Annotated in this window: 27 protein-coding genes and 1 tRNA gene; 15 read left to right on the top strand and 13 right to left on the bottom strand. The window is 62.2% G+C overall.

Annotated elements, in window-relative coordinates:
* Positions 1-132: 132 nt before the first annotated feature.
* Complete coding sequence (locus AC07VY_RS07740) at positions 133-1,092, top strand: phosphoribosyltransferase family protein (RefSeq protein WP_495097110.1); 960 nt, start codon at positions 133-135, stop codon at positions 1,090-1,092.
* Positions 1,093-1,588: 496 nt separating this feature from the next.
* On the opposite strand, the gene AC07VY_RS07735 is transcribed toward AC07VY_RS07740, so the two are convergent.
* Positions 1,589-1,663: transfer RNA gene (locus AC07VY_RS07735), tRNA-Arg, on the bottom strand.
* A 151-nt stretch (positions 1,664-1,814) separates the two neighbouring features.
* The gene (locus AC07VY_RS07730; protein ID WP_495097111.1) at positions 1,815-2,330 is read right to left on the bottom strand and encodes an Lrp/AsnC family transcriptional regulator; all 516 of its coding nucleotides are present in this window, start codon (positions 2,328-2,330) and stop codon (positions 1,815-1,817) included.
* Positions 2,331-2,416: 86 nt separating this feature from the next.
* Between AC07VY_RS07730 and AC07VY_RS07725 the strand changes: the two genes are divergently transcribed.
* Entirely contained in the window at positions 2,417-3,301 is an 885-nt protein-coding gene (locus AC07VY_RS07725; RefSeq protein WP_495097112.1) for an EamA family transporter, read from the top strand.
* A 21-nt stretch (positions 3,302-3,322) separates the two neighbouring features.
* Here the strand turns inward: AC07VY_RS07725 and AC07VY_RS07720 are convergent, their stop codons facing one another.
* The 5 genes from AC07VY_RS07720 to AC07VY_RS07700 are packed head-to-tail and all read right to left on the bottom strand — an operon-like array spanning position 3,323 to position 11,680.
* Positions 3,323-7,189, bottom strand: coding sequence for a translocation/assembly module TamB domain-containing protein (locus AC07VY_RS07720; RefSeq protein WP_495097113.1), 3,867 nt, complete (start codon positions 7,187-7,189; stop codon positions 3,323-3,325).
* On the bottom strand, positions 7,189-9,000 hold the full coding sequence (locus AC07VY_RS07715) for an autotransporter assembly complex protein TamA (protein ID WP_495097114.1): 1,812 nt from the start codon (positions 8,998-9,000) through the stop codon (positions 7,189-7,191). The genes AC07VY_RS07720 and AC07VY_RS07715 overlap by 1 nt, the downstream gene beginning before the upstream one ends.
* Positions 9,001-9,004: 4 nt before the next feature.
* Entirely contained in the window at positions 9,005-10,195 is a 1,191-nt protein-coding gene (locus tag AC07VY_RS07710; protein ID WP_495073758.1) for a vWA domain-containing protein, read from the bottom strand.
* 17 nt (positions 10,196-10,212) lie between these two features.
* Positions 10,213-10,809, bottom strand: coding sequence for a GNAT family N-acetyltransferase (locus AC07VY_RS07705; protein WP_495097115.1), 597 nt, complete (start codon positions 10,807-10,809; stop codon positions 10,213-10,215).
* Positions 10,810-10,837: 28 nt separating this feature from the next.
* Positions 10,838-11,680 (bottom strand): AAA family ATPase, encoded by an 843-nt coding sequence (locus tag AC07VY_RS07700; protein WP_495073756.1) that lies wholly within the window; start codon positions 11,678-11,680, stop codon positions 10,838-10,840.
* 109 nt (positions 11,681-11,789) lie between these two features.
* On the opposite strand from AC07VY_RS07700, the gene AC07VY_RS07695 reads away from it, so the two are divergent.
* The gene (locus tag AC07VY_RS07695) at positions 11,790-12,455 is read left to right on the top strand and encodes a c-type cytochrome (protein WP_495097116.1); all 666 of its coding nucleotides are present in this window, start codon (positions 11,790-11,792) and stop codon (positions 12,453-12,455) included.
* 81 nt (positions 12,456-12,536) lie between these two features.
* Here AC07VY_RS07695 and AC07VY_RS07690 read toward each other — a convergent pair whose 3' ends face one another.
* Entirely contained in the window at positions 12,537-12,971 is a 435-nt protein-coding gene (locus AC07VY_RS07690) for a DUF1841 family protein (protein ID WP_495097117.1), read from the bottom strand.
* A 403-nt stretch (positions 12,972-13,374) separates the two neighbouring features.
* On the opposite strand from AC07VY_RS07690, the gene AC07VY_RS07685 reads away from it, so the two are divergent.
* Positions 13,375-14,382 (top strand): helix-turn-helix transcriptional regulator, encoded by a 1,008-nt coding sequence (locus tag AC07VY_RS07685; RefSeq protein ID WP_495073753.1) that lies wholly within the window; start codon positions 13,375-13,377, stop codon positions 14,380-14,382.
* A 14-nt stretch (positions 14,383-14,396) separates the two neighbouring features.
* Here AC07VY_RS07685 and kefC read toward each other — a convergent pair whose 3' ends face one another.
* Positions 14,397-16,223: a glutathione-regulated potassium-efflux system protein KefC gene (gene kefC, locus AC07VY_RS07680; RefSeq protein ID WP_495097118.1), complete on the bottom strand. Its 1,827-nt coding sequence runs from the start codon at positions 16,221-16,223 to the stop codon at positions 14,397-14,399.
* Between the two features lie 6 nt (positions 16,224-16,229).
* The gene (gene kefF, locus AC07VY_RS07675; protein ID WP_495097119.1) at positions 16,230-16,898 is read right to left on the bottom strand and encodes a glutathione-regulated potassium-efflux system oxidoreductase KefF; all 669 of its coding nucleotides are present in this window, start codon (positions 16,896-16,898) and stop codon (positions 16,230-16,232) included.
* Between the two features lie 37 nt (positions 16,899-16,935).
* Between kefF and AC07VY_RS07670 the strand changes: the two genes are divergently transcribed.
* Both AC07VY_RS07670 and AC07VY_RS07665 read left to right on the top strand, forming a co-directional pair.
* Positions 16,936-17,562, top strand: a complete 627-nt coding sequence (locus AC07VY_RS07670; RefSeq protein ID WP_495097120.1) for a nucleotide-binding protein — start codon at positions 16,936-16,938, stop codon at positions 17,560-17,562.
* 5 nt (positions 17,563-17,567) lie between these two features.
* Positions 17,568-18,023, top strand: coding sequence for a MaoC family dehydratase (locus AC07VY_RS07665; protein WP_495097121.1), 456 nt, complete (start codon positions 17,568-17,570; stop codon positions 18,021-18,023).
* Positions 18,024-18,089: 66 nt separating this feature from the next.
* Here AC07VY_RS07665 and trmL read toward each other — a convergent pair whose 3' ends face one another.
* Positions 18,090-18,551, bottom strand: coding sequence for a tRNA (uridine(34)/cytosine(34)/5-carboxymethylaminomethyluridine(34)-2'-O)-methyltransferase TrmL (gene trmL / locus AC07VY_RS07660; RefSeq protein WP_495097122.1), 462 nt, complete (start codon positions 18,549-18,551; stop codon positions 18,090-18,092).
* Positions 18,552-18,592: 41 nt separating this feature from the next.
* Here trmL and ltaE point away from each other — a divergent pair, with 41 nt between their 5' ends.
* Entirely contained in the window at positions 18,593-19,624 is a 1,032-nt protein-coding gene (ltaE, locus tag AC07VY_RS07655; protein WP_495097123.1) for a low-specificity L-threonine aldolase, read from the top strand.
* On the opposite strand, the gene AC07VY_RS07650 is transcribed toward ltaE, so the two are convergent.
* Positions 19,621-20,322: a ComF family protein gene (locus tag AC07VY_RS07650; RefSeq protein ID WP_495097124.1), complete on the bottom strand. Its 702-nt coding sequence runs from the start codon at positions 20,320-20,322 to the stop codon at positions 19,621-19,623. The genes ltaE and AC07VY_RS07650 overlap by 4 nt on opposite strands.
* A gap of 27 nt (positions 20,323-20,349) precedes the next feature.
* On the opposite strand from AC07VY_RS07650, the gene AC07VY_RS07645 reads away from it, so the two are divergent.
* From AC07VY_RS07645 to AC07VY_RS07610, 8 genes are all read left to right on the top strand, one after another.
* Entirely contained in the window at positions 20,350-21,255 is a 906-nt protein-coding gene (locus AC07VY_RS07645; RefSeq protein WP_495097125.1) for a class I SAM-dependent methyltransferase, read from the top strand.
* A 140-nt stretch (positions 21,256-21,395) separates the two neighbouring features.
* The gene (locus AC07VY_RS07640; RefSeq protein ID WP_495073744.1) at positions 21,396-21,872 is read left to right on the top strand and encodes a DUF2244 domain-containing protein; all 477 of its coding nucleotides are present in this window, start codon (positions 21,396-21,398) and stop codon (positions 21,870-21,872) included.
* Between the two features lie 65 nt (positions 21,873-21,937).
* The gene (coxB, locus tag AC07VY_RS07635; protein WP_495097126.1) at positions 21,938-23,125 is read left to right on the top strand and encodes a cytochrome c oxidase subunit II; all 1,188 of its coding nucleotides are present in this window, start codon (positions 21,938-21,940) and stop codon (positions 23,123-23,125) included.
* 38 nt (positions 23,126-23,163) lie between these two features.
* Positions 23,164-24,789 carry a cytochrome c oxidase subunit I gene (gene ctaD, locus AC07VY_RS07630; protein WP_495073742.1) on the top strand — a complete coding sequence of 542 codons (1,626 nt, stop codon included), beginning with the start codon at positions 23,164-23,166 and terminating at the stop codon, positions 24,787-24,789.
* A gap of 9 nt (positions 24,790-24,798) precedes the next feature.
* Entirely contained in the window at positions 24,799-24,915 is a 117-nt protein-coding gene (locus AC07VY_RS07625) for a cytochrome oxidase small assembly protein (protein WP_490590801.1), read from the top strand.
* A gap of 17 nt (positions 24,916-24,932) precedes the next feature.
* Positions 24,933-25,553 (top strand): cytochrome c oxidase assembly protein, encoded by a 621-nt coding sequence (locus AC07VY_RS07620; RefSeq protein WP_495073740.1) that lies wholly within the window; start codon positions 24,933-24,935, stop codon positions 25,551-25,553.
* Positions 25,550-25,750, top strand: coding sequence for a DUF2970 domain-containing protein (locus tag AC07VY_RS07615; RefSeq protein ID WP_495073739.1), 201 nt, complete (start codon positions 25,550-25,552; stop codon positions 25,748-25,750). The genes AC07VY_RS07620 and AC07VY_RS07615 overlap by 4 nt, the downstream gene beginning before the upstream one ends.
* A 48-nt stretch (positions 25,751-25,798) precedes the next feature.
* A complete protein-coding gene (locus AC07VY_RS07610) occupies positions 25,799-26,680 on the top strand; it encodes a cytochrome c oxidase subunit 3 (RefSeq protein WP_495073738.1) in 882 nt (293 codons plus the stop codon).
* 61 nt (positions 26,681-26,741) lie between these two features.
* Here AC07VY_RS07610 and AC07VY_RS07605 read toward each other — a convergent pair whose 3' ends face one another.
* Positions 26,742-26,972 (bottom strand): twin transmembrane helix small protein, encoded by a 231-nt coding sequence (locus tag AC07VY_RS07605; protein WP_495097127.1) that lies wholly within the window; start codon positions 26,970-26,972, stop codon positions 26,742-26,744.
* Positions 26,973-26,985 lie beyond the last annotated feature (13 nt).

The following is a 26,985-nucleotide window of genomic DNA, read 5'->3' as shown; positions in this document are numbered from 1 at the left end:
GCCGCTATGGCGGCAAATGCTAGTAGGAGGGCACCCTGTTGGCTCCTTCCTGTTCCGTAAACCCTCATTTATTGCAATGTAACCAAATGTTGTAGTCCGGGCATAATTTCTCCAGGTAATTCTGGGGAATACATGATTTACAAATCGATAGCCGATCTTTCGAGAGATATTGCGGCGGGACATGCAACGTTGCCGCGAGGGGTTGATTTGATCGTGGGCGTACCTCGTAGTGGTCTTTTGGCCGCCAGTATTCTTGCGCTTTATGCCAATTGCAAGGTGACAGATGTGCACTCCTTTTGCACCAATGCTCCACTCGCTACGGGGCGTACCCGCAAAGATGGCACAGCAGAGCATTCGATGGGCTACTTGCAAACTGCGTGGGATGCGAAAAGCATCGTCGTGATTGACGACAGCGCCTGGACGGGGAAATCCATCAATGATGCCCGGAAGATGATTGAGACCTCCGGCTACAAAGGGAAGGCGACATATGGTGCGGTTTACACAAGCCCGACATCGACCCCGCTAGATTTTCATTTTGCAAGCACGGGCTTTCCGCGAATTTTCGAATGGAATCTCTTCCATCGTGACGAAGCCGAGCACTATTGTGTGGATATTGACGGCGTGCTTTGTCTCGACCCTTCGGCAGAACAAAACGATGATGGGCCAAAATACATCGATTTTCTGCAGGCTGCGCGCCCTTTGGCGGCAACTTCCTATCGGATTGGTCATTTGGTGACGAGCCGGCTTGAGAAGTACCGACCGCAGACGGAGCAATGGCTGCGTGATTTCGGGGGCAAGTATGGCGAATTGCACATGCTCGACTTGCCGTCAGCTGAAGAGCGCCGCCGTTTGGGCGCCCATGGAAGCCACAAGGCAAAGGTCTACAGAAAACTGAAAGATGCTGTCCTGTTTATCGAGAGCGAAAGTGAGCAGGCGATCGAGATTGCTCGGTTGTCAGGCAAGCCTGTCCTTGATTACGGTCAACATGTCCTGCGGACCCCGTCGTCCTTGGCGAGCCTGCCGCGTGTTCTTGAAAAGAAGTCTCGTGGATTCGTCGGAAGAGTGAAACGCAAAGTGAAGAGCTGGCTCTGATCTAGCCTAATTTCCATCCCTTGCCGGTAAACCCCGGCCAAACAAGCCGCCTTGAGCAATCTCGGCGGCTTTTCTTTCCCTCGAATCTCGCCCATGTACAAAACCATCGCATCCAAAATCACATGGAACTGGGACTACCCCGAGCATATTGACATGCTGATGCGCTGCTGAATGGGTGTCTGTACGACCATTTGCAGAATGGACATCCATTTCAAGGTAACTGAGCTGAACCGTACTGCTAGCCTGGTGGAAAAAATCGGAGGGGGCGTCGCTTCGACCGCTGAATTCGCTGGCTGCGATCTGCAAGCTGATATACCGGTAGTCAAGCGCGCGACGGTATTTTCGGTATTGAAAATTGCCAGGGTAGTGATGTCGTTCATGGCGTGGACGAGGTCGTTTCGGGACCCTCAGCCTACCCATGGCACTGCAAAAACCTGTCAAAAAGTCCCAGCTTTGTCCCAGTTTGTTCAGTGCGCTATAGAAATCAACGACTTACTGGTCCCCTCGACAGGAATCGAACCTGTATTTAGCACTTAGGAGGCACTCGTTCTATCCATTGAACTACAAGGGGAGCCGGGATTGTAGGGCCTGGCAAGGGCAGTTTTGGCGTGGTCGCCGGCCGGCGTGCAAATCTTGCTTTTGTAGTCCTGGGTGCAGCAAATGGATGGATTTTTGCTATTGAAAGCGTAGCTACTAGCGCAGTTTCTATCTGCGCGGGCGGCCTATTTTCTATGAATTTGTCCAGCGGTGCCGCTCGGCAGCGCCTTGTCCAGCGGCAGCTGCAGACCGGACTTCAGCCAGCCCAGGGTGACCGAGGTGCGGAAGCGGCGGATGTTGTCGTCGCCCTCGAACAGGCGCCGCGTCAGCGCCTCGTAGTCGGCCATCGAGGCGACGGTGACGATGAGCAGGTAGTCCGCCTCGCCGGTCACGCTGTAGCACTGCTGCACCGCGGGTTCAGCGGCGATGCGGGCGCGCATGGCGGCGGTGCGGTCGGGGCGTTCGTTCTCCAAGTGCAGCTCGATGATGATGGTCAGCGGCAGGCCGACCTTGGCCGCGTCTATCACGGCTACATTGGCGCGGATCACGCCGCTGTCTTGCAGCCGGCGAATGCGCCGCTGCACCGCTGGCGCCGATAGGTGCACCGCCTCGGCAATCGCGCGCTGGGGCACGCTGTTGTCCTTTTGCAGGATGTCCAGGATGGCGATGTCGAATGCGTCTAGGGGCAGGGCGGCGGACATATGGGTGGACGATGGTGAGCGAATCTTGCGTTTGTGGCCTGTTTTTACAGCGAAAACCAGCCATGCTGCGATTTATATTTTCACCCATGACTTTGACACGCTATCCACGGGTGATTCCTTTTTTGGCGGTTCTGGGCGCGGTGACGGCCCTGGGCATTGGCACCTCCTGGGCCAAGCAGCTTTTCCCTTTGGTGGGCGCGCAGGGCACGTCGGCCGTGCGCGTGGGCTTTTCGGCCCTGCTGCTATTGCTGCTGTGGCGGCCCTGGCGCTGGCATTTGTCGCGGGCCGATGCCATTTCCATTGCCAGCTATGGCGCCGCGTTGGGCGCGATGAACCTGATGTTCTACATGTCGCTGCGCACCTTGCCCTTTGGGCTGGCCGTGGCCATCGAATTTGCCGGGCCGCTGGCCTTGGCGATTGCCGCGTCGCGCCGGATGGTGGATTTTGTCTGGCTGGCGCTGGCCGCTCTGGGCCTGGGCATGCTGCTGCCCCTGGGCCTGAGCAGTAACGACCTGGACCCCACGGGCGTGCTGTACGCGCTGGGGACGGCGGTGCTGTGGGCCCTGTACATCGTGTTCGGCAAGCGGGTCGGCCATCTGCATGCGGGGCATTCGGTGTCGTTGGGCCTGCTGGTGGCGGCCATCGTGGTGGTGCCGGTGGGCGTTGTGCATGCCGGCGCGGCGCTGCTGTCGCCCACGGTGCTGTTGGTGGGCGTATGTGTGGCGGCGATCTCCAGCGCGCTACCGATCTCCTTGGAAATGGTGGCGATGAAGCGCCTGCCCAAGGAGGCCTTTGGCATCATGATCAGCATGGAGCCGGCAGTGGCCGCGGTGCTGGCCATGGGTCTGTTGGACGAGCACCTGAACCAGCGGCAGTGGCTGGCCATAGGCTGCATCATGGCCGCGTCCATGGGCAGTGCGGCCACTGCGCGGCGGCCACAGACCCATGCTTCGCAGGTGGTCGCTGCTTAGAACGTGAACACGTTCTCAGCTTCAGTCGTAGGTGAGCGTGAAGATCAGGTCGATCGCGCTTTGTTCGCCGGTCTGGCCGCGCAGGGTGAAGCGTTTGCTCAGGTCGTAAAAGATGTAGAGCGTGCCCAGCGTGCCGGCCAGGCTGTGCTCGTAGGCAACGTAGAAGTCGCGCGACAGGCGTTTGCCGAATGTGACGGCGGCAGCGGTGGTGGTTCCGTCGGTCTTGGTGCCGCTGCCGCTGAACGATAGCTCGTCCAGGCCCAGCGCCGATGCCAGTCCGCCCGAGATGCCCTTGCCATTGCCGCCTAGCAGGGCCAGCGCTGCCTGCTGCAGCACGGCGGCTTCTGCGCCACCGTTGGCGGCGCTGCGTCCCAGCACCAGCCAGGCGAGTTTTTCGGCATCGGACAGGTCGGAGTCGGAATACAGGCGCACCCGAGGCGCCAAGGCGGTGCCGGTGATTTGTACCCCCACGCGCACGCTGAGGTTGGGGCGGATCGCCAGCACGTCCAGCGACGGGTTATCAAAAGGCCCGTTGAAGCGCAGGATGCCTTCCTCAATATCCAGGTTCTGGCTGTAGGCGCGGTAGCTGCCGCGCACGGTGCGCAGCTCGCCGGTGACGCGCGGGCCGGCCAGGGTGGGGCCGGCCCGCAGCTTGAGCTGGCCGGTGAGCCGGGTGTCCAGGCCGCGCCCGACCAGGCGGAAGTCGTTGCCCAGGTCCAGGTCCAGCGTGATGTCGGGCGTATTCTTGGAGGCTGTGGGTGTGGCCGCCGTGGTAGCTGTGGCCCCGGTGCTGCGGGTGCGCACCACCACGTCGCCGCCCAGGCTGGGGGCGGTTTCATCGGGCAGGATGAACAGCGCCTGGTCGGCCTTCAGTGCGCCCTGCAGGCTGAGCTTGCCTTGCTCCAGATGGGCTTGCAGCTTGCCGGAGATCGACAGGCGCCGGTCGGCCCGGGCCGAGACGCGTAGAGCCTGCGCCTGGGCTTGCAGGTCCAGCTGGATGCCAGCCGGAGCCACGCTGGACCAACGGGCGAAGCCGGTGGCGGTCAGCGTACCGCCGTCGCTGCCTGCCGGTGCGGCCGTGCCACCGGTGGGTGCGCCGCGCAGGCTGAATTCGTTGATGTTCAGGCGCTGGCCTTCCAGCGTGGCGCGGAAGCGGCCGTCGCGCAGTTCTATGCCTTCCACCACCGAGCGCAGCGCCAGGTCGTCGGCCTGCAGCGTACCGGCCCATTGCGGTGCCTGGCGGGTGCCGCTGAGTGTGGCGTTGGCGGCCAGCGTGCCGCGCATGCGCCAGCCGGGTGGGGCCAGCACGGACCAGATGCCGACCCGGGGCAACTCTGCGCGCACGCTGCCGCTGAGTGGCGCGTCGGCCGGCCAGGTCCAGCCGCTATCGCTGTTGTTGATTTGTGTGCCGAGGTTGGCCTCGATCTGGCCGGCGCGCTCGCTGTCCCAGCGCAGGCTGGCGCGCAACTGGTTGCCATTGCTGCGTAGCCCCACGCTGGCGGTACGGATGCCGGCGCTGATGGTGCTGGCCGTGTTGGCGGAGCCCGCGCGTGCGGGGCCGGTGTCGTCGCTGGTCTGCAGCAGGATGTCGCCGCTGCGCCGGCTGAGGTTGGCGCTGATCTGCAGGGTCTGGGCGGCCTGGATGTCCCAGTCGCCGTCCAGCACCAGGTCGCCCTTCAGTCCTAGTTGTGCCAGTTGGCCGCTGCTGGCGGCCAGGGTTTCCAGCCAGCCCATGGTGATGCCTTGCACGCTGCCCTGGGTGCGCAGCCGGGTGTGCGCGCCATCCTGGACCCAGGCTACGGGCTGCCAGCTGATGCGTGCGCTGCCCGGTGCCGGACCGGTCAGGCTGGCGGTGCCGGCGGCGGCGTCCAATGCCGTGGTGCCGGCGCTACGGGCCAGTTTCAGGGCTAGTGGCTGGTCCAGCTGCAGCCGCCACGGCCCGGGCCGGGTACTGTCCTGCAGCTGGAGCACCAGACTGGCGATACGGGCCTGCCACTGGTTGGGGGCGGAAAGGTCGGCACTGGCGCGGCTGTCCAATTTCAGCTGCTGGGTGCCGGTGGCCAGTTCGGCCTGTAGTTGTAGGTCCAGCGCTTGCAGCCTGCCGGACAGGTCCAGCTTGCCATTGCGCAGCAAGATGGGGTCGCCGCTAGCGGGGCGCAGCTCCAGCGTGGGCAAGCTCAGTTGGGCTTGTAGGTCCAGTCCATTGGTGCCTGATTTTTGTGCGGAGCCTGTGGGATTGGCCCAGCCGCCGGTCCAGTGGCCGCTCAGGTCGGCCTGGCCCTTGATGGCCAGGTTTTGCAGGTTGGTGGCAAGGCCGGGCAGGCGGGCCAGCCACTGGGTGGTGGCTGCGGCGTCGGTGACGTGCAGGCTGACATTGCCCGCGCCCTGCTGGGCGCTGAGGTTGCCTTGCAGGTCGGCCTTGGCGCCGGGCAGGCTCAGCTGTAGCTGCCCTTTGGCCGCGCGGCTGGCCAGCGTCAGGTCCAGTTGGCCCTGCAGTTGCGCGTCGTCGGTCTGCAGCTGTAGGGTGGCCAGGCTGAGCGTGCCTTGGGCCCAGCGGCCTACGGCACGTGCCTGCTGTATGCGCAGGCCGTTCAGGGCCGAGCGCGCGGGCGCTGCACCAGCAGGTTGCAAGGCGGCGGTGAAGCTGATGGCGGCGCTACGACTTTGTGCACTGAGCTGGCCGTTCAGCGGCGCCGGGTCCAACTTGGTATGTAAGGCCGAGGGGGTGATGCGCTGCAGCTCGGCCTGGGCAGTCCAGTCGTTGCTGGCCGTGCCGTCCAAATGGTTTTGCAAATGGCCTTGCAGATGCAGGCTGCCCTGGCCCAGCTGGGCGGTTAGCGACTGCACCACCCAGGCACCCTGTTGAAACTGCAGCTGGGCACGTGCGCTGTCTACCGGAATACGGCCCTTGTCCCAAGGGCCGCTGAGGCGGTTGTCCACGGCTGCGCTGGCGTTCCAGCGGCCGCCTGGCGTGCTGGACGCATCGGGCGTGACCTGGGCGCTGCCGCTTAAGCGGGTTTGTGGTGCCTCGGGCCAGAGCTCGACCAGGTTGAGGTCCTGAAACTTCGCCTCGGCTTGGTGCAGTGGCTGTTCTGCCCAGGGGCGGACTTGCGCTGTCACGGTGGCTTGCAGGGGCTGTTGGGCTGCTTTGTCTGGCGTCAGCTGGGCCAGTACTTCCAGCTGGGCGTCCTGGCCGGCCAAGGGGCCTTGGGCGGAGGCGCTGGCTGCGATGTGCAAGGGGGCTTTGCTGCCTGGGATGCTGGTTTCCACCTGGCCCTGTAGCTTGGCCTCCAGGGCCATGGGGTTGCGTGCCTGCAGTTGGGCTTGCCCGCTGTACTGGCCGGATGCAATGCGCAGGCTGTCCAGCTTCAGCTGGTGCTGGCTGCCGTCATAACGGTAGCGGCCTGCCAGTTGGCTGGCCTGCAGCGCGGGCGGACCGGTCCATTGCAGGTCATTTACCGCAAATACCACATCTAGCTGCAGCGGCAGGACAAGTTCGGTCAGCGGCTTGCTGGGGGTGGTGGAGGGTGCTTGCGTGATGCGCAGCTGTGCCACGCGCAGTTGGCTGAGGTGCAGCTTGCGTTGCAGCAGGGGCTGGATCTGCCATTCCACCGCGATGTCTTGCGCATCTATGGTGATGTCCGGGCTTTGGTAATGCAGGCTGCCAATGTGGCCGCCCTGGCGCACCGAGCCGCTGACGTCGCGCACCTCCAGCGAATGGCCGGTCGGCAGATAAGGTGCCACCCGGCCCAGGGCCGTGGCCAGCGAGGTGTCGCCACCCAGCCAGAGCCAGATGCCGCCTGTCAGGGCCGCCACCAGGGCCAGCAGCGCCAAGGGCGCACCCAGCAGCCACAGCAGGCTTTTACGTGAAGGTCGCCAGATCGCCATCAGAAGCTGAACCCTACGCTCAGGTGTAGCCGCATCTTGTGGGTGGCCAGGCCGTAGGCCAGGTCGATCTGTACCGGGCCAACCGGGCTGCGCCAGCGCACGCCGGCGCCCACGCCGACCTTGGTTTCCAGCGAGCCGATGGTGTTGGCCACCGCACCTGCATCGGCGAACACCGCGCTTTCCCACTCGGTGGTGCGGCCGTTGTAGACGATGGGGCGCTGCCATTCCAGGCTGCCGGAGGCCATGTAGCGCCCGGCGCTGACCGTGCCGTCCGCGGCCACGATACCGATGCTGTGGTAGCTGTAGCCGCGCACGGTGGTGTCGCCGCCGGTCAGGAATTCCTGGGTGCTGGGCACGTTGGCGCTGGCCTTGGCCACCACGGCACCACCTTCTGCGCGCATGGCCAGCCGACCCAGGCGCATGGACGGGCCATCCGCCGGCAACAGGCGGCTCAGCGGGAAGTAGCCCAGCCAGCGTGTCAGCACCCGGGTGAAGGGCTGGCGGTCACTGCCCAAGGTCAGACCCTGGCCTAGTTCTACGGCCACGCCGTAGCCCGATGTGGGGGTGCGGATGTCGTCAAAGTTGCGCTGCGTCCAGGCGTAGTTGGCACTGATGGCGCTGGCCGTGCTTTGGGGTTCGGAGTCGGTGGTCGTGGTGGCCTGGTCGTACTGCAGGTAGATATTGCGGTCGATGTGGTCGTTGATTTGCGTGCGGCCGGCGCGCAGGCGTTGGCTGTTGGTCACGGTGCCGCTGACGGCTTCGCGCTCCAGCTGCGCGGAGGTGACCCAGCGCCAGCTGCGCTCGTCGGGGTGCGAAGTGAGTTCGGTGCCCAGCGTCTGGGTCTTGTGGTCGAGCGACAGCTTGGAGACGCCGCGCCAGCCAATCCAGGGTAACTGGTGGTGCGTGTGTTCGGCGGATATACGGGGCCCGCTGTCGGTGCTGAAGCCCACGCCCAGCACCAGCTTTTGCAGCTTGGCCTCGCGCAGTTGCGCAACTACGGGGGCGGCTGCGGGGTCGCCGGCGGTGTCCAGCGTGAGAAAGACCGAGTCGAAGTAGCCGCTGTCGGCCAGGCGTTGCTGGGCCTGCAGCAGCTGGGCCTGGGTGTAGTCTGAACCGCTGGGCAGTTGGGCCAGGTTGCGCACCAGGTCGGCGTCGTAGCGTTCCAGGCCACGTATCTCCATGGCGCCAAACCGGTATGCCGGTCCCGAGGCCAGAGTGACCTCCAGGCGTGCCTGGTGGGTGTCGGGATCGATGTCGGCCAGGCTGTTCTGGATTTCGCCGGTGGGAAAGCGCTGCACGGTCAGGCTGCGCAGGGCCTGGGTCTTGGCGTCGTCCCAGCCGTCCTGGGTAAAAGTGTCGCCAGGGTGCAGCTGCCAGTCGGCGCGTATGCTTTCGCGCAGGGGGGCGCTGTCGGGGTCGTCGGCCAGCGGGCCGCTGAAGTCTATGTGGACCTCGCTGATGCGGGTCGGCACACCGGGGTCCACAGTCAGCACCACTTCGACCGGGGCCGTGGGACTTTGTGGGGTGTCTACCGTGGTCAGCGTGACCGTAGGTGCAAAGTAGCCGCGCGTGGCCAGCAGGTCCCGGGCATTGCGCTCTGCGGCTTGCAGCAGGCGCGTGAGTTCGGTGGCGTCCAGGTCGGTCAGGCTGCGGTAGCGCTGCAGCTCCAGGTGGCGCGTGAGCATGTCGGTCAGATTGGCGGGCGCGTTGATGCGCAGGTCAAACGCCGATTTGGCAGGGGTTTGTGCCCATGCAGCAGTTCCTGCAAAAGCCCATGCCCAGAGGGTGATCAATATAACTTTGCGCAGCATCCGTCTACTTGGAAAGCAAGCGCATGGCTTCTTCTAGGCCTTTGAGCGTCAGGGGGAACATGCGTTGGCCCATCAGTTGCTGGACGATGGCAATGCTTTGGCGGTATTGCCACAGGCCTTGGGGTTCGGGGTTGATCCAGGCGAATTGGGGGAAGGCGCGGGTCAGGCGCTGCAGCCATTCGGCACCGGCTTCTTCGTTGTTGTATTCCACGCTGCCGCCGGGCTGCAGGATTTCATACGGGCTCATGGTCGCGTCGCCGATGAAGATCAGTTTGTAGTCTTTGTTGTACTTGTGCAGGATGTCCCAGGTGGCGAATTTTTCGCTGTAGCGGCGGCGGTTGTGCTTCCACATGAAGTCGTAAACACAGTTGTGGAAGTAATAGAACTCCAGGTGTTTGAACTCGCTTTTGCTGGCGCTGAAGAGTTCCTCCACCCGCTGTACGTGTTCGTCCATGCTGCCGCCCACATCCATCAGCAGCAGCACTTTCACGTTGTTGTGGCGCTCCGGCACCATCCTGATGTCCAGGAAGCCGGCGTTGGCCGCGGTGCTGCGTATGGTGTCGGGCAGGTCCAGCTCGTCGGCATGGCCTTCGCGGGCGAACTTGCGCAGGCGGCGTAGCGCGATCTTGATGTTGCGCGTGCCCAGCTCTTGCTGGTCGTCGTAGTCTTTGAAGGCGCGCTGGTCCCATACTTTCACCGCGCTTTTGTGGCGGCTTTTCTCCTGGCCTATACGTATGCCTTCGGGGTTGTAGCCGTTGGCGCCGAAGGGGCTGGTGCCTCCGGTGCCTATCCATTTGCTGCCGCCTTCGTGGCGTTCCTTCTGCTCTTCAAAACGTTTTTTGAGCGTTTCCATCAGCGCGTCCCAGCCCATTTTTTCGATCTGGGCTTTCTCTTCGGGGCTGAGGTCCAGCTCCAGATTTTTGCGCAGCCAATCCAGCGGGATGTTCTGTGTGAAGTCGGCCACCATCTCCACGCCCTTGAAGTAGGCGGCAAAAGCCTGGTCGAACTTGTCGTAGTGCTTTTCGTCCTTGATGAGGGTGGTGCGGCTGAGGTAGTAGAAGTCGTCTATGGATGTGCCGTCCTCGCTGGCTGGGCCGACCACACCTGCCTTCAGTGCTTCCAGCAGGCTCAGATATTCCTTGACGGAGACCGGTAGCTTGGCGGAACGCAGGGTGTAGAAGAAGTCGATCAGCATGGCGGTGGCAAGCAGGCTCAGGGGCGTGGCTTGTCCAACAGGTACCGCAGTTGTGCTTTGACCTCGGGCCATTCACCGCTGCGCAGGCTGTACATCACGGTGTCGCGGATGGTGCCGTCGCGCCGCACCGCATGGCCACGGATGACGCCGTCTTTCTTCGCGCCCAGGCGTTCGATGGCAGCTTGCGACGCGAAGTTGAAGTTGTCGGTGCGCCAGCCCACCACATGGCAGCCCAGGGTTTCAAATGCGTGTGTCATCAACAGCAATTTGGCCGTGGTGTTGACGTGGCTGCGCTGGCTGCTTTTGCCGTACCAGGTGTAGCCAATCTCCACGCGCTTCACAGCCGGCAGGATGTCGTGGTAGCTGCTGGTCCCCAATATGCGGCCAGTGGCCTCGTCTTTGACTACGAACGCGAAGCGGTTGCCATCGGTGCGCATCTTCAGGGCGGTCTCTATATAGCAGCGGGTGTTCTCGGGTTCGGGTACCGAGGTGACGCGGATGTTCCACAGTTCGCCATCGGCTGCGGCGGCTTGCAGGCCGGCTTCGTGCTGCAGTTCCATGGGTTCCAGCAAGACACCGCGGGCACGCAGGTTGACAGCTTGTACAAAACTCATTCCAAAACTCCTACTGTGGATGGCAAGGTTAGCGGTTGCGCTGGTTCATGAACACCAGCTTCTCAAATAGGCTTACATCCTGCTCGTTCTTCAGCAGGGCACCTACCAGGGGTGGTACTGCCACCTTATGGTCCTGGCTGTGCAGTGCCTCGGCCGAAATGTCTTCGGCGACCAGCAGCTTGAGCCAGTCCAGCAGCTCGGACGTGGATGGTTTCTTTTTCAAACCCGGCAAATTGCGTACGTCGTAGAAGGTCTTCATGGCCGCAGCCAGCAGCTCTTTCTTGAGGCCGGGGAAGTGCACGTCCACGATCTTCTGCATGGTGCCGGCGTCGGGGAACTGGATGTAGTGGAAGAAGCAGCGCCGCAGGAAGGCGTCGGGCAGTTCCTTTTCGTTGTTGGACGTGATGAACACCAGGGGGCGGTTCTTGGCACGGATGAGCTCGCGCGTCTCGTAGCAGTAGAACTCCATGCGGTCGATCTCGCGCAGCAGGTCGTTCGGGAATTCGATGTCCGCCTTGTCGATTTCGTCGATCAGCAGGGCCACCGGTTCGTCTGCGGTAAAGGCCTGCCATAGCACGCCCTTGACGATGTAGTTATGGATGTCCTTGACCCGCTCGTCGCCCAGTTGCGAATCACGCAGCCGGCTGACGGCATCGTATTCATACAAACCCTGTTGCGCTTTGGTTGTGGATTTGATGTGCCATTGCAGCAGGGGCATGCCCAAGGCGGCGGCTACTTCCTCGGCCAGCATGGTCTTGCCCGTGCCGGGCTCTCCCTTGACCAACAGCGGTCGTTTGAGCGTGGCCGCTGCATTGACTGCCAACATCAAATCCTGGGTAGCAACGTAATTGTCGGAGCCTTGAAACTTCATGGTGGGTGCAGAAGGATGGGTGGGATTGAATTACCGACGCATATAATCCGCGCACGTCGGCGAGCTTGATGTACAAGCTTGTTTCTCCCCCAGATTGTGCGCGCAAAAAATGAATAAATTATTGACCACGGTGTTGACGTTTGCAGTAGCTTCGGTGGGTACTCTGGTGAGTGCACAAGACATTGTGGGAGATGCCAAAGCGGGGCATGCCAAGGTGGACATGTGCATTGGCTGCCACGGCATCAAGGGCTACCAGGCCAGCTTCCCCGAAGTGCACAAGGTGCCCATGATTTCCGGGCAGGGCGCAAAGTACATCATCTCTGCGTTGAACGCCTATAAGAAGGGCGACCGCAAACACCCCACCATGCGCGGCATCGCCGATTCGCTCAGCGACCAGGACATGGCGGACGTGGCAGCCTATTACAGCAGCCTGGGTGTGGTGGAGGGCGCAACGCTGCCAGCCAAGCCCACCGTGCAGCCCTCTGCCCAGGTGACGGCATTGCTGACCAAGGGCGCTTGCGTGTCCTGCCACGGTGACAATTTCTCCAAACCTATCGACCCCAGCTATCCCAAGATTGCGGGTCAGCATGCGGACTATCTTTATGTTGCTTTGAAGGCGTACAAGACCGAGGGAAATCCCTTGGTGGGACGCGGCAATGCCATTATGGGCGGCGTGGCTAAGCAGTTTTCCAATACCGAACTGAAGGCCTTGGCTTCGTATGTGCACTCGCTGGACAGCGAGCTGAAGGTCGTGCCGCAGTCGCGCTTCCGTTAAGTCTGCCTAGGTCACAAAAAAGCCCGCTGTCGCGGGCTTTTTTGATGGTTGCTGAAAGTGGTGTCTTGGGTGCCCAGGACTTCAATCCCGTGTTGCCTGGCGCTGCACACAGGCGATATAGGCTTCGCCATCGGGCGGGCGGCCGGCGCGCTGGCTTTCCCACAGCATCTGGCCCAGGCAGTCCATGGTTTCGTGGTGCGCCGCGTGCAGCGAGTCGCGCCGCCGCGTCAGCAGCTCCACCGCCTGGCGTATGCCGCGCGGCTGGTCGATGGAACATTGCTCGCTGATCGACAAGTGCATGGACAGGTGCAGAAAGGGGTTGGTCGCGCCCGCCTCCAGATCGTAATTTCGGGCCAGGGCGGCATCCAGATCCTGCAGATCGGCATGGTATTCAGGATGCTCGTCCATCCATTGGCTTGCTATGGTTTCAATAGCTTCTAGTGCTTGACCTGCCTTCGCCTTGGCGTAAACAGTACAGAAAAATCGGCGAACATCGGCTTGCGAGGGATTGAACATGGCGCCAAGCCTACCACGGCCAAACCGGGGCGTTGTCGCTCAAGCTCCGCGGCAGTTTGTGCGCATGGATTCCGTTCGCGTGGCGGGGTTTGTTGGATGCGCGCAACTTCGCGGTGTCATCGCTGTTCTTGAGCGTGGCGTTAGTAAAGCTGTGGATGGAGTTTCGATTCGCCACAGCTTTCTGGATGCTGGGTAGGCTGTTTACTGGTAAGCAGCAGCTGCAAGACACTGTAAAGTAGGCGCTGCAGTTGCATGAATATGTCGCAAGGATGTGGCTTGTATACAGTTGAACCAAGGGAAACTCGCTAGGTCGCTGTGTAAAAGTGCCTTGCTCTCTGCATGGCTATGGAATTAAATGGTTACATCTGTTACTTGAATACCTGATTCCATCTCCGGAGATACCATGGACCAGACGGGGCGCCTCTACAAAATCGACCAGCTACTGCGCCAACACAAGGTCATCAGCTTCGCTGCGCTGCAGGATGAACTGAAAGTATCCCGTGCAACGCTGAAGCGTGACCTGGACGACCTGCGCAAACGGCTGAAATTGCCCATTGAATGGAGCCGCGCTGCGGGCGGTTACCGGCTTGCGGCATTGCAGGAGCCCAGAACCAGTGCCCATGAGCTGCCGGGCCTGTGGTTTTCACCGGCTGAGATCCAGGCCTTGCTGACCTTGCAGCATCTGTTGGCCTGCCTGGATACCGGGGGGCTGATACTCAACCCCGTGTCCGAGGCCGAGCGCCTGATGGCACTTTTGCAAAGCGACAACGTCGAGCTGCAGGAGCTGCGTGAGCGCGTGCGTATCGTCGGGCTCGAGCGGGAACCAGCTACGCCGCGGTACTTTGAGCGTGTGGGCCAGGCCCTGGTGCGGCGCAAGCGCCTGTTGCTGACCTATACCAAGGGCGAGCTCACGCTGGTGGGATGTGAGGTTTCGCCTCTGCGGATGGTGTCGTACCAGGGCGTCTGGTACCTGGAGGTGTGGTGCCACGGCCATAGCGCGCTGCACAGTGTGGAGGTGGCGGCCATCATCGATGTGCAGGTGCTGGGCACCGGCGCGGTGGACATGGGCGCTGACAAGCTGGATGCGGCTTTTGGCCCGCTGTACGGCATCTACCCCAGTGGCAGGGTGCGTTGGGCGCGGCTGCAGTTTGGGGCGGAGCATGCGGCGGAGGCGGCGCACTTGCAGTGGCATTCCCAGCAGCAGGGCCGCGTTCAGCAGGACGGCAGCTATCTGCTGCGCGTGCCTTACATGGACCATCGGGAACTGATGAGCGACATCCTGCGCCACGGCGCACGTTGCGTGGTGCTCGGCCCGGCCAGCCTGCGCCAGGTGCTGGCCGACGAGGTGGCCAAGATGGCCGCCGCTTACCAGGCGGCGGCGCCGCTGGATGAGCCCGAGGTGGTCGAGTAAAAACGGTCTGGGCCTCAGTGCCCCCGGGTTTTGGCCCGGCGTTGCGCCTGTTCTTCCCGCTCCTGGGCCATTTGCTCCTCTAGCTGCTGGCGGCCTTCGGTGGCCACGGCGATCAGCTTGTTGCGGTCTTTGCGGTGCGGGTACATCTGCTCGAACAACCCGATGTTGTGCCGCCGAAAGCGCATGGCCTGCTGCCGCGCCTCGTGTGGCGGGTAACCCACCAGCTCCAGCACCGAACGCGCGCTACGCAGGCTGGACTCGAACAGTTCACGCTCTACCCGCTGCACACCCCGGTCGCGCAGCGCATACCAGTGGGGCACGTCGCGGGCCCGGGCGACGATCTCCAGGTTGGGGAAGTGCTCGCGTGCGATGTCCACGATCTTCAGGCTCTGCTCCTTGTCGTCCACCGCCACGACCAGGATCTTGGCGGTGGCAGCGCCCGACAGGCGCAGCAGGTCCAGTCGGGTGGCGTCGCCGTAAAACACGCGAAGGCCGAACTGGCGGATGGTCTCCACCATTTCCGCGTCATGGTCCAGCACGGTGGCGCCTATGCCCTCGGCCAGCAGCATGCGGCCCACGATCTGGCCGTAGCGGCCAAAACCGGCAATGATGATGGGCGCCTCTTGCTGCTCGGTCAGCTCTTCCAGCTGCGGCCCGCCGCGCTGCGCCAGGCGTGGCAGCAGCAGTTTGTCGATGGCCAGCAGCAGCAACGGGCTGACCAGCATCGATACTGCCACCGAGCCGATCAGCAGGGACGAGGTCTGCGCAGAAAACACCTGGGCCGCCGTGGCGGTCTGGAACACCACGAAGGCAAATTCACCGCCCTGCGCCAGTAGTACGGTGAACACCGGTCGCTCCTGGAAGGGCACGCCCATGGCCTTGGCGATGGCGTAGATCACCAGCAGCTTGGCCAGCAGAAAGCCGGCCACGATGGCCGCCATCAGCCCCGGCGAACGCAGCAGCACGCCAAAGTCCACGCTCATGCCCACGGCAATGAAGAACAGGCCCAGCAGCAGGCCCTTGAAGGGCTCGATATCGGTCTCCAGTTCGCGCCGGTACTCGCTCTCGGCCAGCAGCACGCCAGCCAGAAAGGCACCCAGCGCCATCGACAAGCCTACCGACAGCATCAGCGAGGCAATGCCAACCACCAGCAGCAAGGCGGCCGCGGTGAAGATCTCGGGCGTCTTGCTGCGCGCAATCCAGTGGAACAGCGGGCGCAGCAGCAGCCGGCCACCCAACACAATTCCGGCGATGACTGCTATTGTTTTAAGAGCTGCCAGCGCAGGTGATATATGCGCTAGCGCATCATTTTCTTCAGAAATGGCGCCCAGCAGCGGCAGCAGCGCCAGGATGGGGATGGCCGCCACGTCCTGGAACAGCAGGATGGAAAACCCCGCCTGCCCGCTGCGCGTGGGCAGCAGATTACGTTCGCCAAACACCTGTAGCGCAATTGCCGTGCTGGACAGGGCCAGGCCCAGCGCCGCTACCAGGGCGATGCGCCAGGGTGCCCCGGCCGCCATGCCGCCCAGCAGTATCACCACGGCGCAGCCCAGCACCTGGGCCGAGCCCCAGCCGAAGATGGGGCGACGCAGGCTCCACAGGCGCTTGGGTTCCAGCTCCAGGCCGATCAGGAACAGCATCAGCACCACGCCGAATTCGGCGAAATGCAGGATGTCCTGCACCTCGGTCACCAGGCCCAGACCCCAGGGCCCGATGACGATGCCGGCGGCCAGGTAGCCAATGATGGAGCCCAGGCCCAGGGCCTTGCTCAGCGGCACGGCGATGACCGCCGCGCTCAGGTAGACAAAGCTGTTTACCAGCCAGGAGGGAGCGTGTTCCATGGGATATCAGATGTCCGTTGCGGCTTCGGGCCAATGGGGGTAGTGCTGCAGGCGCTGGCGGAACTGCGCGATATGCGCCAGCACCTCTTGCTTGCCCGCGCTGTGGGCGCTGTGCAGCACCAGCGGCGGCAGAAAGCGCATGCCGCACAGAGCGGCGGTGTGCCGGTAGGGCGGCAGGAAGGCATCGAAATCCGACGCCTGCTTGCCGCTGGGTTGGTACGAGCCCTCCTGTCCGCCAGTGGTCAGCACCAGCCACAAGGCCTTGCCACGCAGCGCGGTACCGGGCGCGCCCTGGGGCGCGGTTTCGTCGCTGCCCGCAGACACCACGCCATAGGCCCAGCCGTAGGTCAGCACCTCGTCAAACCACAGTTTTTGCAGCGCGGGCATGGAGTACCACTGTATGGGGTGCAGCAGCACCAGCAGGTCGGCCGCCTCCACGCGGGCTTGCTCGGCCGCCACGTCGATGCTGTAGTCGGGGTAGTTGGCGTACAGGTCTTGCACCTCCAGGTGCTGGCCGTCGGCGGTGTCGGCCAGGGCCCGCGCCGTGTCCAGCAGATGCTGGTTGACGCGCGAGGCGCGCCAGTTCGGGTGGGCGGCCAGCAGGTAGATGCGGGGTGGGGTGTTGTCGGGGGGCGCTGGGTCGGCTGAATTGGGGTTGGAACTGGCTTCGTGCATGCCGCTAACATAGCAAATTCTCAACCAGGAGTTCTCCATGCCCATCGTTGTTGTCGCCAGCCCCAAGGGCGGCGTCGGTAAATCTACCTTGGCCACCCAGATTGCGGGCTACTACGCCTCCCAGGGGCATGCAGTGCTGCTGGGAGATGCCGACCCGCAGCAGTCGTCCCGCCTTTGGCTGGACTTGCGTCCGGAGCATGCGGCGCCCATCACCGCCTGGGATGTGGCCTCCGACGAGATCGACAAACCGCCCAAAGCCAGCAAAGCCGATGGCTATGTGGTGCTGGACACGCCCGGCGGCCTGGACGGCAAGCGTTTCAAGGACGTGATGAAGCTGGCCGACAAGATCGTCATCCCGCTGCAGCCCAGTGTGTTCGACATCTTTGCCACGCGCAAATTTCTGGACCGGCTGGCCGAGCACCGCCGCATCGACAAGATGCAGGTCGGCCTGGTCGGCATGCGGGTGGATGAGCGCACCCTGTCGGCCGACCGCCTGCGTGAATACCTGGACGGCCTGGAAGTGCCGGTGCTGAGCCATCTGCGCGATACGCAAAACTATGTGCATCTGGCCGCCGGCGGCCTGAGCCTGTTCGATGTGGCGCCCAGCCGGGTTGAAAAAGACCTGGAGCAGTGGAAGCCCCTGGCTGCCTGGCTGGACGCCTGAGCCATTTGAAAACCTTCGCCACTTTCGCCGAGCTGGCCGCTGCGGTGGGCCAGGAGATTGCCGTCAGCGACTGGACGCTCATCACCCAGGCCCAGGTGCAGCAGTTTGCCGACGCCACGGGTGACCAGCAGTGGATACACGTGGACGTGGAGCGGGCCAAGGCGGGACCCTTCGGCGGGCCGATCGCGCACGGTTTTTTGACGCTGTCGCTGCTGCCGCGCCTGCTTGACAGCTCGTTTGCCATCACCGAGTCGCGCATGGCGGTGAACTACGGCCTGAACAAGGTGCGCTTCATCCACCCCGTGCCCGTGGGCAGTCGCCTGCGTGCACGCCTGAAGCTGCTGGCCTGCACGCCACTGGCTGAGCCGGGCGTGCAGATCGTCCTGGAGGCGACGCTGGAGCTGGAAGGCCAGGCTAGGCCGGCCTGCGTGGCCGAGTCGCTGGTGCGCCACTATGCCTGAACGGATTTATAAGAAATAGGCCGATAACGCAGGTTTTACCTGCGCAGGTAGCTATTTATTTGATAGCTATTGAAAGCCGCACTGGCGCCAGGCCTCGAATACCGTCACAGCTACGGCGTTGGACAGGTTCAGGCTGCGCTGGCCGGGCCGCATGGGCAGCTTCAGGCAATTCTGGGGGCTGAAGGCGGCGCGCACGCTCTCTGCCAGGCCCTTGGTTTCTGAGCCGAACACCAGCCAGTCGCCGGGCGCGAATGCGCAGTCGAACACATTGCCCGTGCCCTTGGTGGTCAGCGCGAACAGGCGCTGCGGGTCGGGCTGGGCGGTGGCCAGAAAGCTGGGCCAGTCGGCGTGGCGGGTTAGCGTGGTGTACTCGTGGTAGTCCAGCCCGGCGCGGCGCATATGCTTGTCGTCCATGGAGAAGCCCAGCGGCTCCACCAGGTGCAGATTGCAGCCGGTATTGGCCGCGAGGCGGATGACGTTGCCGGTGTTCGGCGGGATTTCAGGTTCGACCAGGACGATGTTCAACATGCCTGGATTATCCTGTCGCATCCCCTTCTTTTTGACGCCCCATGAAAACCATAGACCTGCGCAGCGACACCGTCACCCGTCCCACCACCGCCATGCAGGCCGCCATGCTGGCCGCACCCCTGGGTGACGACGTGTTTGGCGACGACCCCACGGTGAACCTGCTGCAGGACAGCCTGGCCGAGCGCCTGGGCTTTGAGGCCGGCCTGTTCTGCCCCACCGGCACGCAGAGCAACCTGATTGCCTTGATGACCCACTGCCAGCGCGGTGACGAATACATCGTCGGCCAGGAGGCCCATTGCTATAAATGGGAGGCGGGTGGCGCAGCCGTGCTGGGCAGCATCCAGCCCCAGCCGCTGGACAACGCGCGCGACGGCAGCATTCCGCTGGAGCGCATCGCCGCCGCCATCAAACCCGACGACGTGCACTACGCCCGCACGCGCCTGCTGGCGCTGGAGAACACCATCGGCGGCAAGCTGCTGCCGCAGGACTATGTGGACGCGGCGGTGGCCCTGGCCCATGGGCGCGGCTTGCAGTGCCATCTGGACGGGGCGCGCTTTTTTAACGCCGTTGTGGCCTCGCAGCAGCCCGGCGAGGTGTTGATACAGACCGAACGCCGACTCATCGCCGGATTTGACTCGGTCAGCATCTGCCTGAGCAAGGGCCTGGGTGCGCCGGTGGGATCGGTGCTGCTGGGCCGCAAGGACTTCATCGCCCAGGCGCGGCGCTGGCGCAAGATGTTGGGCGGCGGCATGCGCCAAGCCGGCGTGCTGGCGGCCGCCGGCCTGTACGCGCTGGAGCACCACGTGGCGCGCTTGGCCGATGACCATGCCAATGCCCGCCTGCTGGCCGAGTTGCTGGCGGGCGTTCCTGGCTTGCAGGTGGATGCCGGGCCGACCAATATGGTGTTCTTGCACGTAGCTGCCGAGCAGGCCCAGGCACTGGTGGAACACCTGAAGGCCCAGCAGGTGCTGGCCACCGGCTTGTATACCCTGCGCCTGGTCACCCACCTGGACGTGTCGCAAGACGATGTGCGCCGCGTGGCACAGGTGGTGCGGGCTTTCTTCGAGCGCTAATCTACAGGTGTGCGCGCCACCACCAGGCCGGTGATATGCGTGGCGCCGGCCTGGCGCAGCACGGCCGCCGCCCCAAACAGCGAGGCACCGCTGGTCATCACATCGTCCACCAGCACCACCCGTTTGTCCCGCAGGCTGTGGGCCCGCAAAGGTTCTACGGCGAAAGCGCCTTTGACGTTGCGCAGGCGGTCGGTGCGGCTCAGCGCGGGCTGGGGTGCGGTATGCCGGGTGCGCAGCAGCAGCCGTGCATCGGTTTTGTGCGGCGCCAGGTGGCGCGCCAGTTCCAGCGATTGGTTGAAGCCGCGTTCGCGCAGACGCTCTGCCGACAAAGGCATGGGCAGCAGCACATCACAGCGTTCCAGCGCGGGTTCCACCCAAGGGCTGTGGCGCAGCAGATCGGCCAGCGTAGCGGCCCAACCCACGTGCTGCTGGAATTTGTAGCGCGCAATGCACTGCGACCAGGGATAGGCATAGTCCACCGCCGCCAGGCAGGCATCCACTGGAGGTGCTTGCCGCAGGCAGCTACCGCATTGGCCCACGCCCTCGGGCACGACCAGGGCGCAGGTGGTACAGCGCAGGCGCGGCTGGGCGAAGCGGGCCACGCAGGCGCCGCACACCGGCTGGCTGGGCCAGGCCCGGCAGACGGCGCACTGGCTGGGCAAAAGGGTTGCTGCCCGGTGGATAAGCGCGCGGAACATGGCCTCAATATACTAGCCGGCTAGCCTATGACGACCCAACTTCCGCCCACGATTGACCCCGCCGCCGCCGCCCGCTGGGCCCGCCTGCCCGCCACAACGTCCCCTTGGTTGCACGAGGAGGTGGCCCGGCGCATGGAGGACCGCCTGCAGTGGATCAAGCTGCAGCCGCAGGCCTGGGCCCACTGGGAGCCGGTGCGCGGCGGCCTGGAGGCCCATGCCAAGCTCACAGCCCGCTACCCGGATGCTGCGTGTTATGTGGTGGAGGCGCACGAAAATCAAGCGCAGGCAGCTATTCAATCTGTAGCAAAACCGTGGTGGAATCCGGGCCGCTGGACGGCACCCCCCCAGCATGCCCAGTTGCCGCCCGATGGCAGTGTGCAGATGCTGTGGGCGAATATGCTGTTGCATTCCGCGCCCGACCCCCAGGCCCTGATCGCGCAGTGGCACCGCGCTTTGGCCGTCGATGGCTTTCTGATGTTTTCCTGCCTGGGGCCGGACACCGTGCAGGAGCTGCGCAGTGTCTATGCTGCCCAGGGCTGGCCGCTGCCGGGCCACCAGTTCACCGATATGCATGACTGGGGTGACATGCTGGTGCACGCGGGCTTTGCCGAGCCGGTGATGGACATGGAGCGCATCCGGCTGACGTATGAGAACCCACAGCGTCTGCTGCAGGACCTGCGCTCGATCGGCCGCAACCTGCATCCCCAGCGCTTTGCGGGTTTGCGTGGTAAGGCCTGGCGCGCGCAACTGGAGGCCGCGTTGGCACGTCAATTGGCCAGTGCTGCGGAGCAGGGGCGGCTGCCGCTGACGTTTGAGCTGATCTATGGCCACGCGCTGAAGCCTGCACCCAAGCTGCGGGTCAGTGCCCAAAGCGCGGTTTCGCTGCGAGACATGCGCGATATGCTGCAGAGAGCCAAGCCTGGCGCGGCATGATGGTTTCTAGGTAGGCCGCCAGCGGGAAAGGCGGGCTACAATGAAAATGAAAAAACATATGGGTATCTTCCCACGCAGCTAAGCCCATCGGAAAGTGACAGTCAAGTCGTCCGAAGGGCTTAATTTTGTGAGTGCCATCCGTGTCGAATCTGGTATTTCGCTTCGCCACCGTTTCCGGCCAGAACATCCACTGGTTTCTGAAGCGTAATTGTTCGGTCACTCCGACCCAGCTGGCTTGGCTGTACGCGTCGATCTGTGTGGTGTCTTTGGGGATTGCGTCCTTTTTCTGGATGCAGGGTGCCAAGTTGGTATTGCCTTTTGCGTGGCTGGAGCTGGCGGCCGTGGGTATTGCGTTCCTGGTGTATGCCCGCCATGCCACCGATGGCGAGAAGATTTCGTTGCAAGGTCCCCGTCTGGTGGTTGAGTTGGAAAATGCGGGCCGACTGGAGCGAGCTGAGTTTCACCGTGAATGGGTCAGAATCGAACCCAAAACAGGTGACCGGTCCTTGATAGAGGTGTCCGGCCAGGGGTGTTCGGTAGAGGTAGGGCGGTATGTGCGTCCAGAGTTGCGGTCCGCGTTGGCCCGCGAACTTCGCATGGCATTGCGCAGCGCTTGAGGGGGAGGTCCAGGGTTGCTTGGGCAGCGTAGACAAACTGGTTCTATTGAGAAGAAGTTAAAACGATGAAGATGATTCCTAACAAGTTGGCTTCACTCCTGCCCGCACTCGGCGTCTGGGTGGGCGCATGGTTCAGCACTGCTGCGCATGCGGTCAATGATCTACCCGGTGGCCCCGCAGTGCGGCAGTTGAATCTGGCCCCCGCAGTCACCAAGATCGCCGAAGAGCAGCAGTGGCTGCACTGGTTCATGCTCATCGTGTGCTGCGTCATCTTTGTTGCGGTCTTCGGGGTGATGTTCTATTCCATTTGGAAGCACCGCAAATCCAAGGGTTACAAGGCCGCCAACTTCCACGAGTCCGTAGTGGTAGAAGTGATTTGGACCATCGTGCCCTTCGTCATCGTGATCCTGATGGCGCTGCCGGCCACCAAGGTGGTCGTCGCCTTGAAGGACACCACCAATGCCGACCTGACCGTCAAGGTCACTGGTATGCAGTGGAAATGGGGCTACGACTACCTGAAGGGTGAGGGCGAAGGAATCGGCTTCGTGTCCACGCTGGACAGCAGCCAGCGCGCCATGTCCAACAATGGTGGCCCCAAGGCCAATGAAGTGGTGGACGACTACCTGCTGAAAGTGGACAACCCGCTGGTTGTGCCAGTGGACAAAAAGGTGCGCATCATCACCACCGCAGACGATGTGATCCATTCCTTTGGTGTGCCGGCTTTCGGTATCAAGCAAGATGCGATTCCCGGTTTTGTGCGCGACACCTGGTTCCGTGCGGAAAAGGTTGGTACCTACTATGGCCAATGTGTAGAGCTTTGCGGCAAGGAGCATGCCTACATGCCCATCCAGGTGAAGGTGGTGTCGGCAGAAGACTATTCCAAGTGGGTGGACGGCGAGAAAAAGAAGATGGCTGCCAAGGCCGATGATCCTTCCAAGGTCTGGACACTGGACGACATCTTCAAGCGCGGTGAAAAGGTGTATGCAGCCAATTGCGCAGCCTGCCACCAGGCCAACGGTAAGGGCGCAGGCCCGATCAAGCCACTGGATGGTTCGCCCAAGGTGTTGGATGCGGACAAGAGTCTGCAGATCATGACGGTGCTGAATGGGCAAAACAACGGTGCCATGCCTTCCTGGAAGCAACTCAGCGATACCGATATTGCAGCAGTCATCAGCTACACCAAAAACAACTGGTCCAACAAGACGGGCCAACTGGTGCAGCCGGCTGATGTCTTGGCTCTGCGCGGCAAATAAGCTGCTCTCGCAACGTACAGATTTCCAAGGAAAGCAAGATGAGCGCAGTTCTCCATCCCCACGAAGACCATGCCCACCACGACGGGCATGACCACCACGCACCTACGGGCTGGCGTCGGTGGGTTTTTGCGACCAACCACAAGGACATCGGTACCCTGTACCTGTTGTTCAGTTTCACCATGTTAATGGTGGGCGGCGTCCTGGCGCTGCTGATCCGCGCCGAGCTATTCCAGCCTGGTCTGCAGTTCGTGAATCCCGAGTTGTTCAACCAACTGACCACCATGCACGGCCTGATCATGGTGTTCGGCGCCATCATGCCGGCCTTTGTGGGCTTTGCGAACTGGATGATCCCGTTGCAAATCGGCGCCAGTGACATGGCGTTTGCGCGCATGAATAACTTCAGCTTCTGGCTGATGATTCCCGCCGCTGTGACGCTGGTCAGCTCGTTCTTCATGCCTGGCGGTGCGCCTGCCGCGGGCTGGACGCTGTATGCACCATTGACCCTGCAGATGGGCCCCAGCATGGATGCCGGTATTTTTGCGATGCACATTCTGGGCGCATCGTCCATCATGGGCTCGATCAATATCATCGTCACCATCCTGAACATGCGCGCACCCGGCATGACGCTGATGAAGATGCCGATGTTCTGCTGGACTTGGCTGATCACCGCCTATCTGTTGATCGCCGTGATGCCCGTGTTGGCCGGCGCCATCACCATGACGCTGACGGACCGCCACTTCGGTACCAGCTTCTTCAACCCCGCCGGTGGCGGTGATCCGGTGATGTACCAGCACATCTTCTGGTTCTTCGGCCATCCCGAGGTGTACATCATGATTTTGCCGGCCTTCGGCATCATCAGCCACATCGTGCCAGCGTTTGCACGTAAGAAGTTGTTCGGCTACGCCTCCATGGTCTACGCCACGTCTTCTATTGCGATCCTGTCGTTCATTGTTTGGGCGCACCACATGTTCACCACCGGCATGCCGGTGACAGGCCAGCTGTTCTTCATGTACGCCACCATGCTGATCGCCGTGCCGACCGCCGTGAAGATCTTCAACTGGATCGCCACCATGTGGCAGGGCTCGATGACCTTTGAAACCCCGATGCTGTTCGCTGTGGGCTTCATATTCGTGTTCACCATGGGCGGCTTCACCGGCCTGATCCTGGCGGTGGCGCCTATCGACATTCAGCTGCAGGACACCTATTACGTGGTGGCGCATTTCCACTACGTGTTGGTGGCAGGTTCGCTGTACGCCATGTTTGCCGGTTTCTATTATTGGTGCCCCAAGTGGACCGGTGTGATGTACAACGAACGCCGCGGCAAGATCCATTTCTGGTGGTCGCTGATAGCGTTCAACGTCACCTTCTTCCCGATGCACTTCTTGGGCTTGGCCGGTATGCCGCGCCGCTATGCGGACTACCCCATGCAGTTTGCTGACTTCAACGCCATTGCGTCGGTGGGGGCGTTTGCCTTCGGTTTTGCCCAGGTGTATTTCTTCTTTTTCGTCGTACTGCCCGCCATGATGGGCAAGGGCGAAAAAGCGTCGCAAAAGCCCTGGGAGGCCGCTGAAGGTCTGGAGTGGGAGGTGCCATCGCCCGCACCCTTCCACACCTTTGAAACCCCACCCAAGCTGGATGCCACGGCAACCCGCGTCATTGGATAACACCTGACTATGCTGACGCCAGAGCAAAAGAAGCACAACCTTCGTACCGGACTGATACTGGCGTCGGTTGCGCTGGTGTTCTTTGTGGGATTTGTTGTCAAGATGGTTCTGCTGAGCCACCACTAAGTCACTACAAGGCCTGCATGTACGTGCGTCGCGAAAACTGGAAGATGATGGGCAAGCTGGGCGTTGTGGCGCTGGGCATGTTTGCTTTCGGTTATGCGCTGGTGCCGTTGTACAAGGCGATTTGTGAGATGACCGGCATCAATGTGCTGGCGTTGGCAGAGCGTCAGTTGCCGGGCGATGGCGGTGCAGGCAAGGCTATCAAGCTACCCGCCAATACCCAGGTGGATATGAGCCGGACCATCACGGTAGAGTTTGATGCGAACGCGCGTGGACCCTGGGAGTTCAAACCCGCCACGCGATCGCTACAGGTGCACCCTGGCGAACTGACTACCGTGATGTACGAATTCCAGAACGTGCAGAACCGGCGTATGGCCGCACAGGCTATACCCAGCTATGCGCCCAGGCAGGCAGCGGCGCATTTCAACAAGCTGGAATGCTTTTGCTTCAATCAATACACCCTGGATCCAGGCGAGAAGAAGCAATGGCCTGTGGCTTTTGTGATCGACCCGAAGCTGTCCAAGGATGTGAGCACGATCACCTTGTCATATACCTTTTTTGAAGTGGGTGGTAAGACCCCGCCAGCGCCTGTGTCCACGGTCGATGCAGGGAAGCATGTGGAAGCGGGGCGGGGCTCATGAGTGCACCGGCCAAGGCCTCTGTACTGCACACTATCAAGACGGTGGCTTGGTCGTTTCTGGGCATACGCAAGCGCAGCGGCTTTGAAGATGACCTGGCCAAGCTGAGTCCGCTGCAGGTGATTGCAGTAGGCTTGTTGGCCGTGCTGCTGTTCGTGGTGGGTTTGATGTTTTTTGTCAGTTGGGTGGTAGCGAAGTGATCTGCTTTGCTAAACGGTTAAGAAAATAAGTGAGACCAAGGAGCTGAAATGAGTTCAAGCGCGCATGCCGCAACACCGTACTACTTTGTGCCTGGTCCATCGCGCCACCCGGCGATGGCTGCGTTGGGCTTGTTTTTTGTGATCCTGGGCGCTGGCCAATGGGTGAACGATGCCGAATGGGGCAAGTACTCACTGGCCGTTGGCATGCTGTTCTGGTGGGGTGTGCTGTACCAGTGGTTCCGCGACGCCATCCGTGAAAGCGAAGGCGGGCTCTATGGGCACAAGATCGATCTGTCCTTCCGCTGGGCCATGAGCTGGTTCATCTTCTCGGAGGTGATGTTCTTCGGCGCCTTTTTCACCGCTTTGTGGTGGGCGCGTGCGCACTCCGTGCCGGTTTTGGGGAGTCTGGACAACGCCTTGCTGTGGCCGGACTTCAAGGCAGTGTGGCCCAGCTTGGCTGCGGGTGTCACGGCTTCGCCAGCGAACATCATTGAACCTTTCGAAACCATGACGCCGTTCTGGCTGCCGACCATTAACACCGGTCTGTTGCTGAGCTCGGGCGTGACGCTGACGATCGCCCACCATGCGCTGGTCAAAGGCCAGCGCGGCAAGACGATTGGCTTCATGTGGGCCACGGTGATTTTGGGTACGGTGTTCCTGTTCGTGCAGGGATATGAATACGCCCACGCCTACAGCGAGATGAATCTCAAGCTCAGTTCCGGCGTCTACGGCTCTACCTTCTTCATGCTGACCGGCTTCCACGGCTTCCACGTTTTTGTGGGCATGTTGATGCTGCTGTTTATCACGCTGCGTCTGATGAAGGGCCACTTCACGCCGCAAAAGCATTTCGGCTTTGAGGGCGCGGCTTGGTACTGGCACTTCGTGGACGTGGTCTGGCTGGGCCTGTATGTGATCGTCTACTGGATGTAATGGCGCTGCCCTCTACCATCCTTCAAAAAAGCGCCGATGGGCGCTTTTTTGTTGCTGCGCCTTATTTGCCGGCAGGGATGCCGGTGGGGTGCAAATATCCCAGCTTCCAACCCACCAGAATGCAGACGAACAGTAATACCGAGAACCCGATACGGAACGCTAGTGCCCGCGCCATGCGGTCGGCCTTTTTCGGGCTGTTTGGGTCGTCCTTGCCGCCTTTGAGCATGAAGTACAGGGCAGCGCCCAGGCTGGCGAAGATGGCCGCAAAAGCAATGAGGGCGAGGTAGGTCATGGAGTGCATTATC

The organism is Rhodoferax sp. GW821-FHT02C08, assembly GCF_059421805.1.
This window is presented reverse-complemented; position numbering and strand designations above follow the sequence as displayed.

Bases quoted from the DNA above. Each gene is read 5' to 3' on its own strand.
- AC07VY_RS07700 (WP_495073756.1), bottom strand. From the start codon at position 11,680: ATGAAGTTTCAAGGCTCCGACAATTACGTTGCTACCCAGGATTTGATG.
- AC07VY_RS07695 (WP_495097116.1), top strand. From the start codon at position 11,790: ATGAATAAATTATTGACCACGGTGTTGACGTTTGCAGTAGCTTCGGTG.
- AC07VY_RS07715 (WP_495097114.1), bottom strand. From the start codon at position 9,000: ATGCTGCGCAAAGTTATATTGATCACCCTCTGGGCATGGGCTTTTGCA.
- AC07VY_RS07620 (WP_495073740.1), top strand. From the start codon at position 24,933: ATGTACGTGCGTCGCGAAAACTGGAAGATGATGGGCAAGCTGGGCGTT.
- AC07VY_RS07670 (WP_495097120.1), top strand. From the start codon at position 16,936: ATGCCCATCGTTGTTGTCGCCAGCCCCAAGGGCGGCGTCGGTAAATCT.
- AC07VY_RS07610 (WP_495073738.1), top strand. From the start codon at position 25,799: ATGAGTTCAAGCGCGCATGCCGCAACACCGTACTACTTTGTGCCTGGT.
- kefC (WP_495097118.1), bottom strand. From the start codon at position 16,223: ATGGAACACGCTCCCTCCTGGCTGGTAAACAGCTTTGTCTACCTGAGC.
- AC07VY_RS07625 (WP_490590801.1), top strand. From the start codon at position 24,799: ATGCTGACGCCAGAGCAAAAGAAGCACAACCTTCGTACCGGACTGATA.
- trmL (WP_495097122.1), bottom strand. From the start codon at position 18,551: ATGTTGAACATCGTCCTGGTCGAACCTGAAATCCCGCCGAACACCGGC.
- AC07VY_RS07685 (WP_495073753.1), top strand. From the start codon at position 13,375: ATGGACCAGACGGGGCGCCTCTACAAAATCGACCAGCTACTGCGCCAA.
- AC07VY_RS07605 (WP_495097127.1), bottom strand. From the start codon at position 26,972: ATGACCTACCTCGCCCTCATTGCTTTTGCGGCCATCTTCGCCAGCCTG.
- AC07VY_RS07690 (WP_495097117.1), bottom strand. From the start codon at position 12,971: ATGTTCAATCCCTCGCAAGCCGATGTTCGCCGATTTTTCTGTACTGTT.
- ctaD (WP_495073742.1), top strand. From the start codon at position 23,164: ATGAGCGCAGTTCTCCATCCCCACGAAGACCATGCCCACCACGACGGG.
- kefF (WP_495097119.1), bottom strand. From the start codon at position 16,898: ATGCACGAAGCCAGTTCCAACCCCAATTCAGCCGACCCAGCGCCCCCC.
- AC07VY_RS07705 (WP_495097115.1), bottom strand. From the start codon at position 10,809: ATGAGTTTTGTACAAGCTGTCAACCTGCGTGCCCGCGGTGTCTTGCTG.
- AC07VY_RS07720 (WP_495097113.1), bottom strand. From the start codon at position 7,189: ATGGCGATCTGGCGACCTTCACGTAAAAGCCTGCTGTGGCTGCTGGGT.
- AC07VY_RS07615 (WP_495073739.1), top strand. From the start codon at position 25,550: ATGAGTGCACCGGCCAAGGCCTCTGTACTGCACACTATCAAGACGGTG.
- coxB (WP_495097126.1), top strand. From the start codon at position 21,938: ATGAAGATGATTCCTAACAAGTTGGCTTCACTCCTGCCCGCACTCGGC.
- AC07VY_RS07740 (WP_495097110.1), top strand. From the start codon at position 133: ATGATTTACAAATCGATAGCCGATCTTTCGAGAGATATTGCGGCGGGA.
- AC07VY_RS07725 (WP_495097112.1), top strand. From the start codon at position 2,417: ATGACTTTGACACGCTATCCACGGGTGATTCCTTTTTTGGCGGTTCTG.
- AC07VY_RS07650 (WP_495097124.1), bottom strand. From the start codon at position 20,322: ATGTTCCGCGCGCTTATCCACCGGGCAGCAACCCTTTTGCCCAGCCAG.
- AC07VY_RS07645 (WP_495097125.1), top strand. From the start codon at position 20,350: ATGACGACCCAACTTCCGCCCACGATTGACCCCGCCGCCGCCGCCCGC.
- ltaE (WP_495097123.1), top strand. From the start codon at position 18,593: ATGAAAACCATAGACCTGCGCAGCGACACCGTCACCCGTCCCACCACC.
- AC07VY_RS07710 (WP_495073758.1), bottom strand. From the start codon at position 10,195: ATGCTGATCGACTTCTTCTACACCCTGCGTTCCGCCAAGCTACCGGTC.
- AC07VY_RS07730 (WP_495097111.1), bottom strand. From the start codon at position 2,330: ATGTCCGCCGCCCTGCCCCTAGACGCATTCGACATCGCCATCCTGGAC.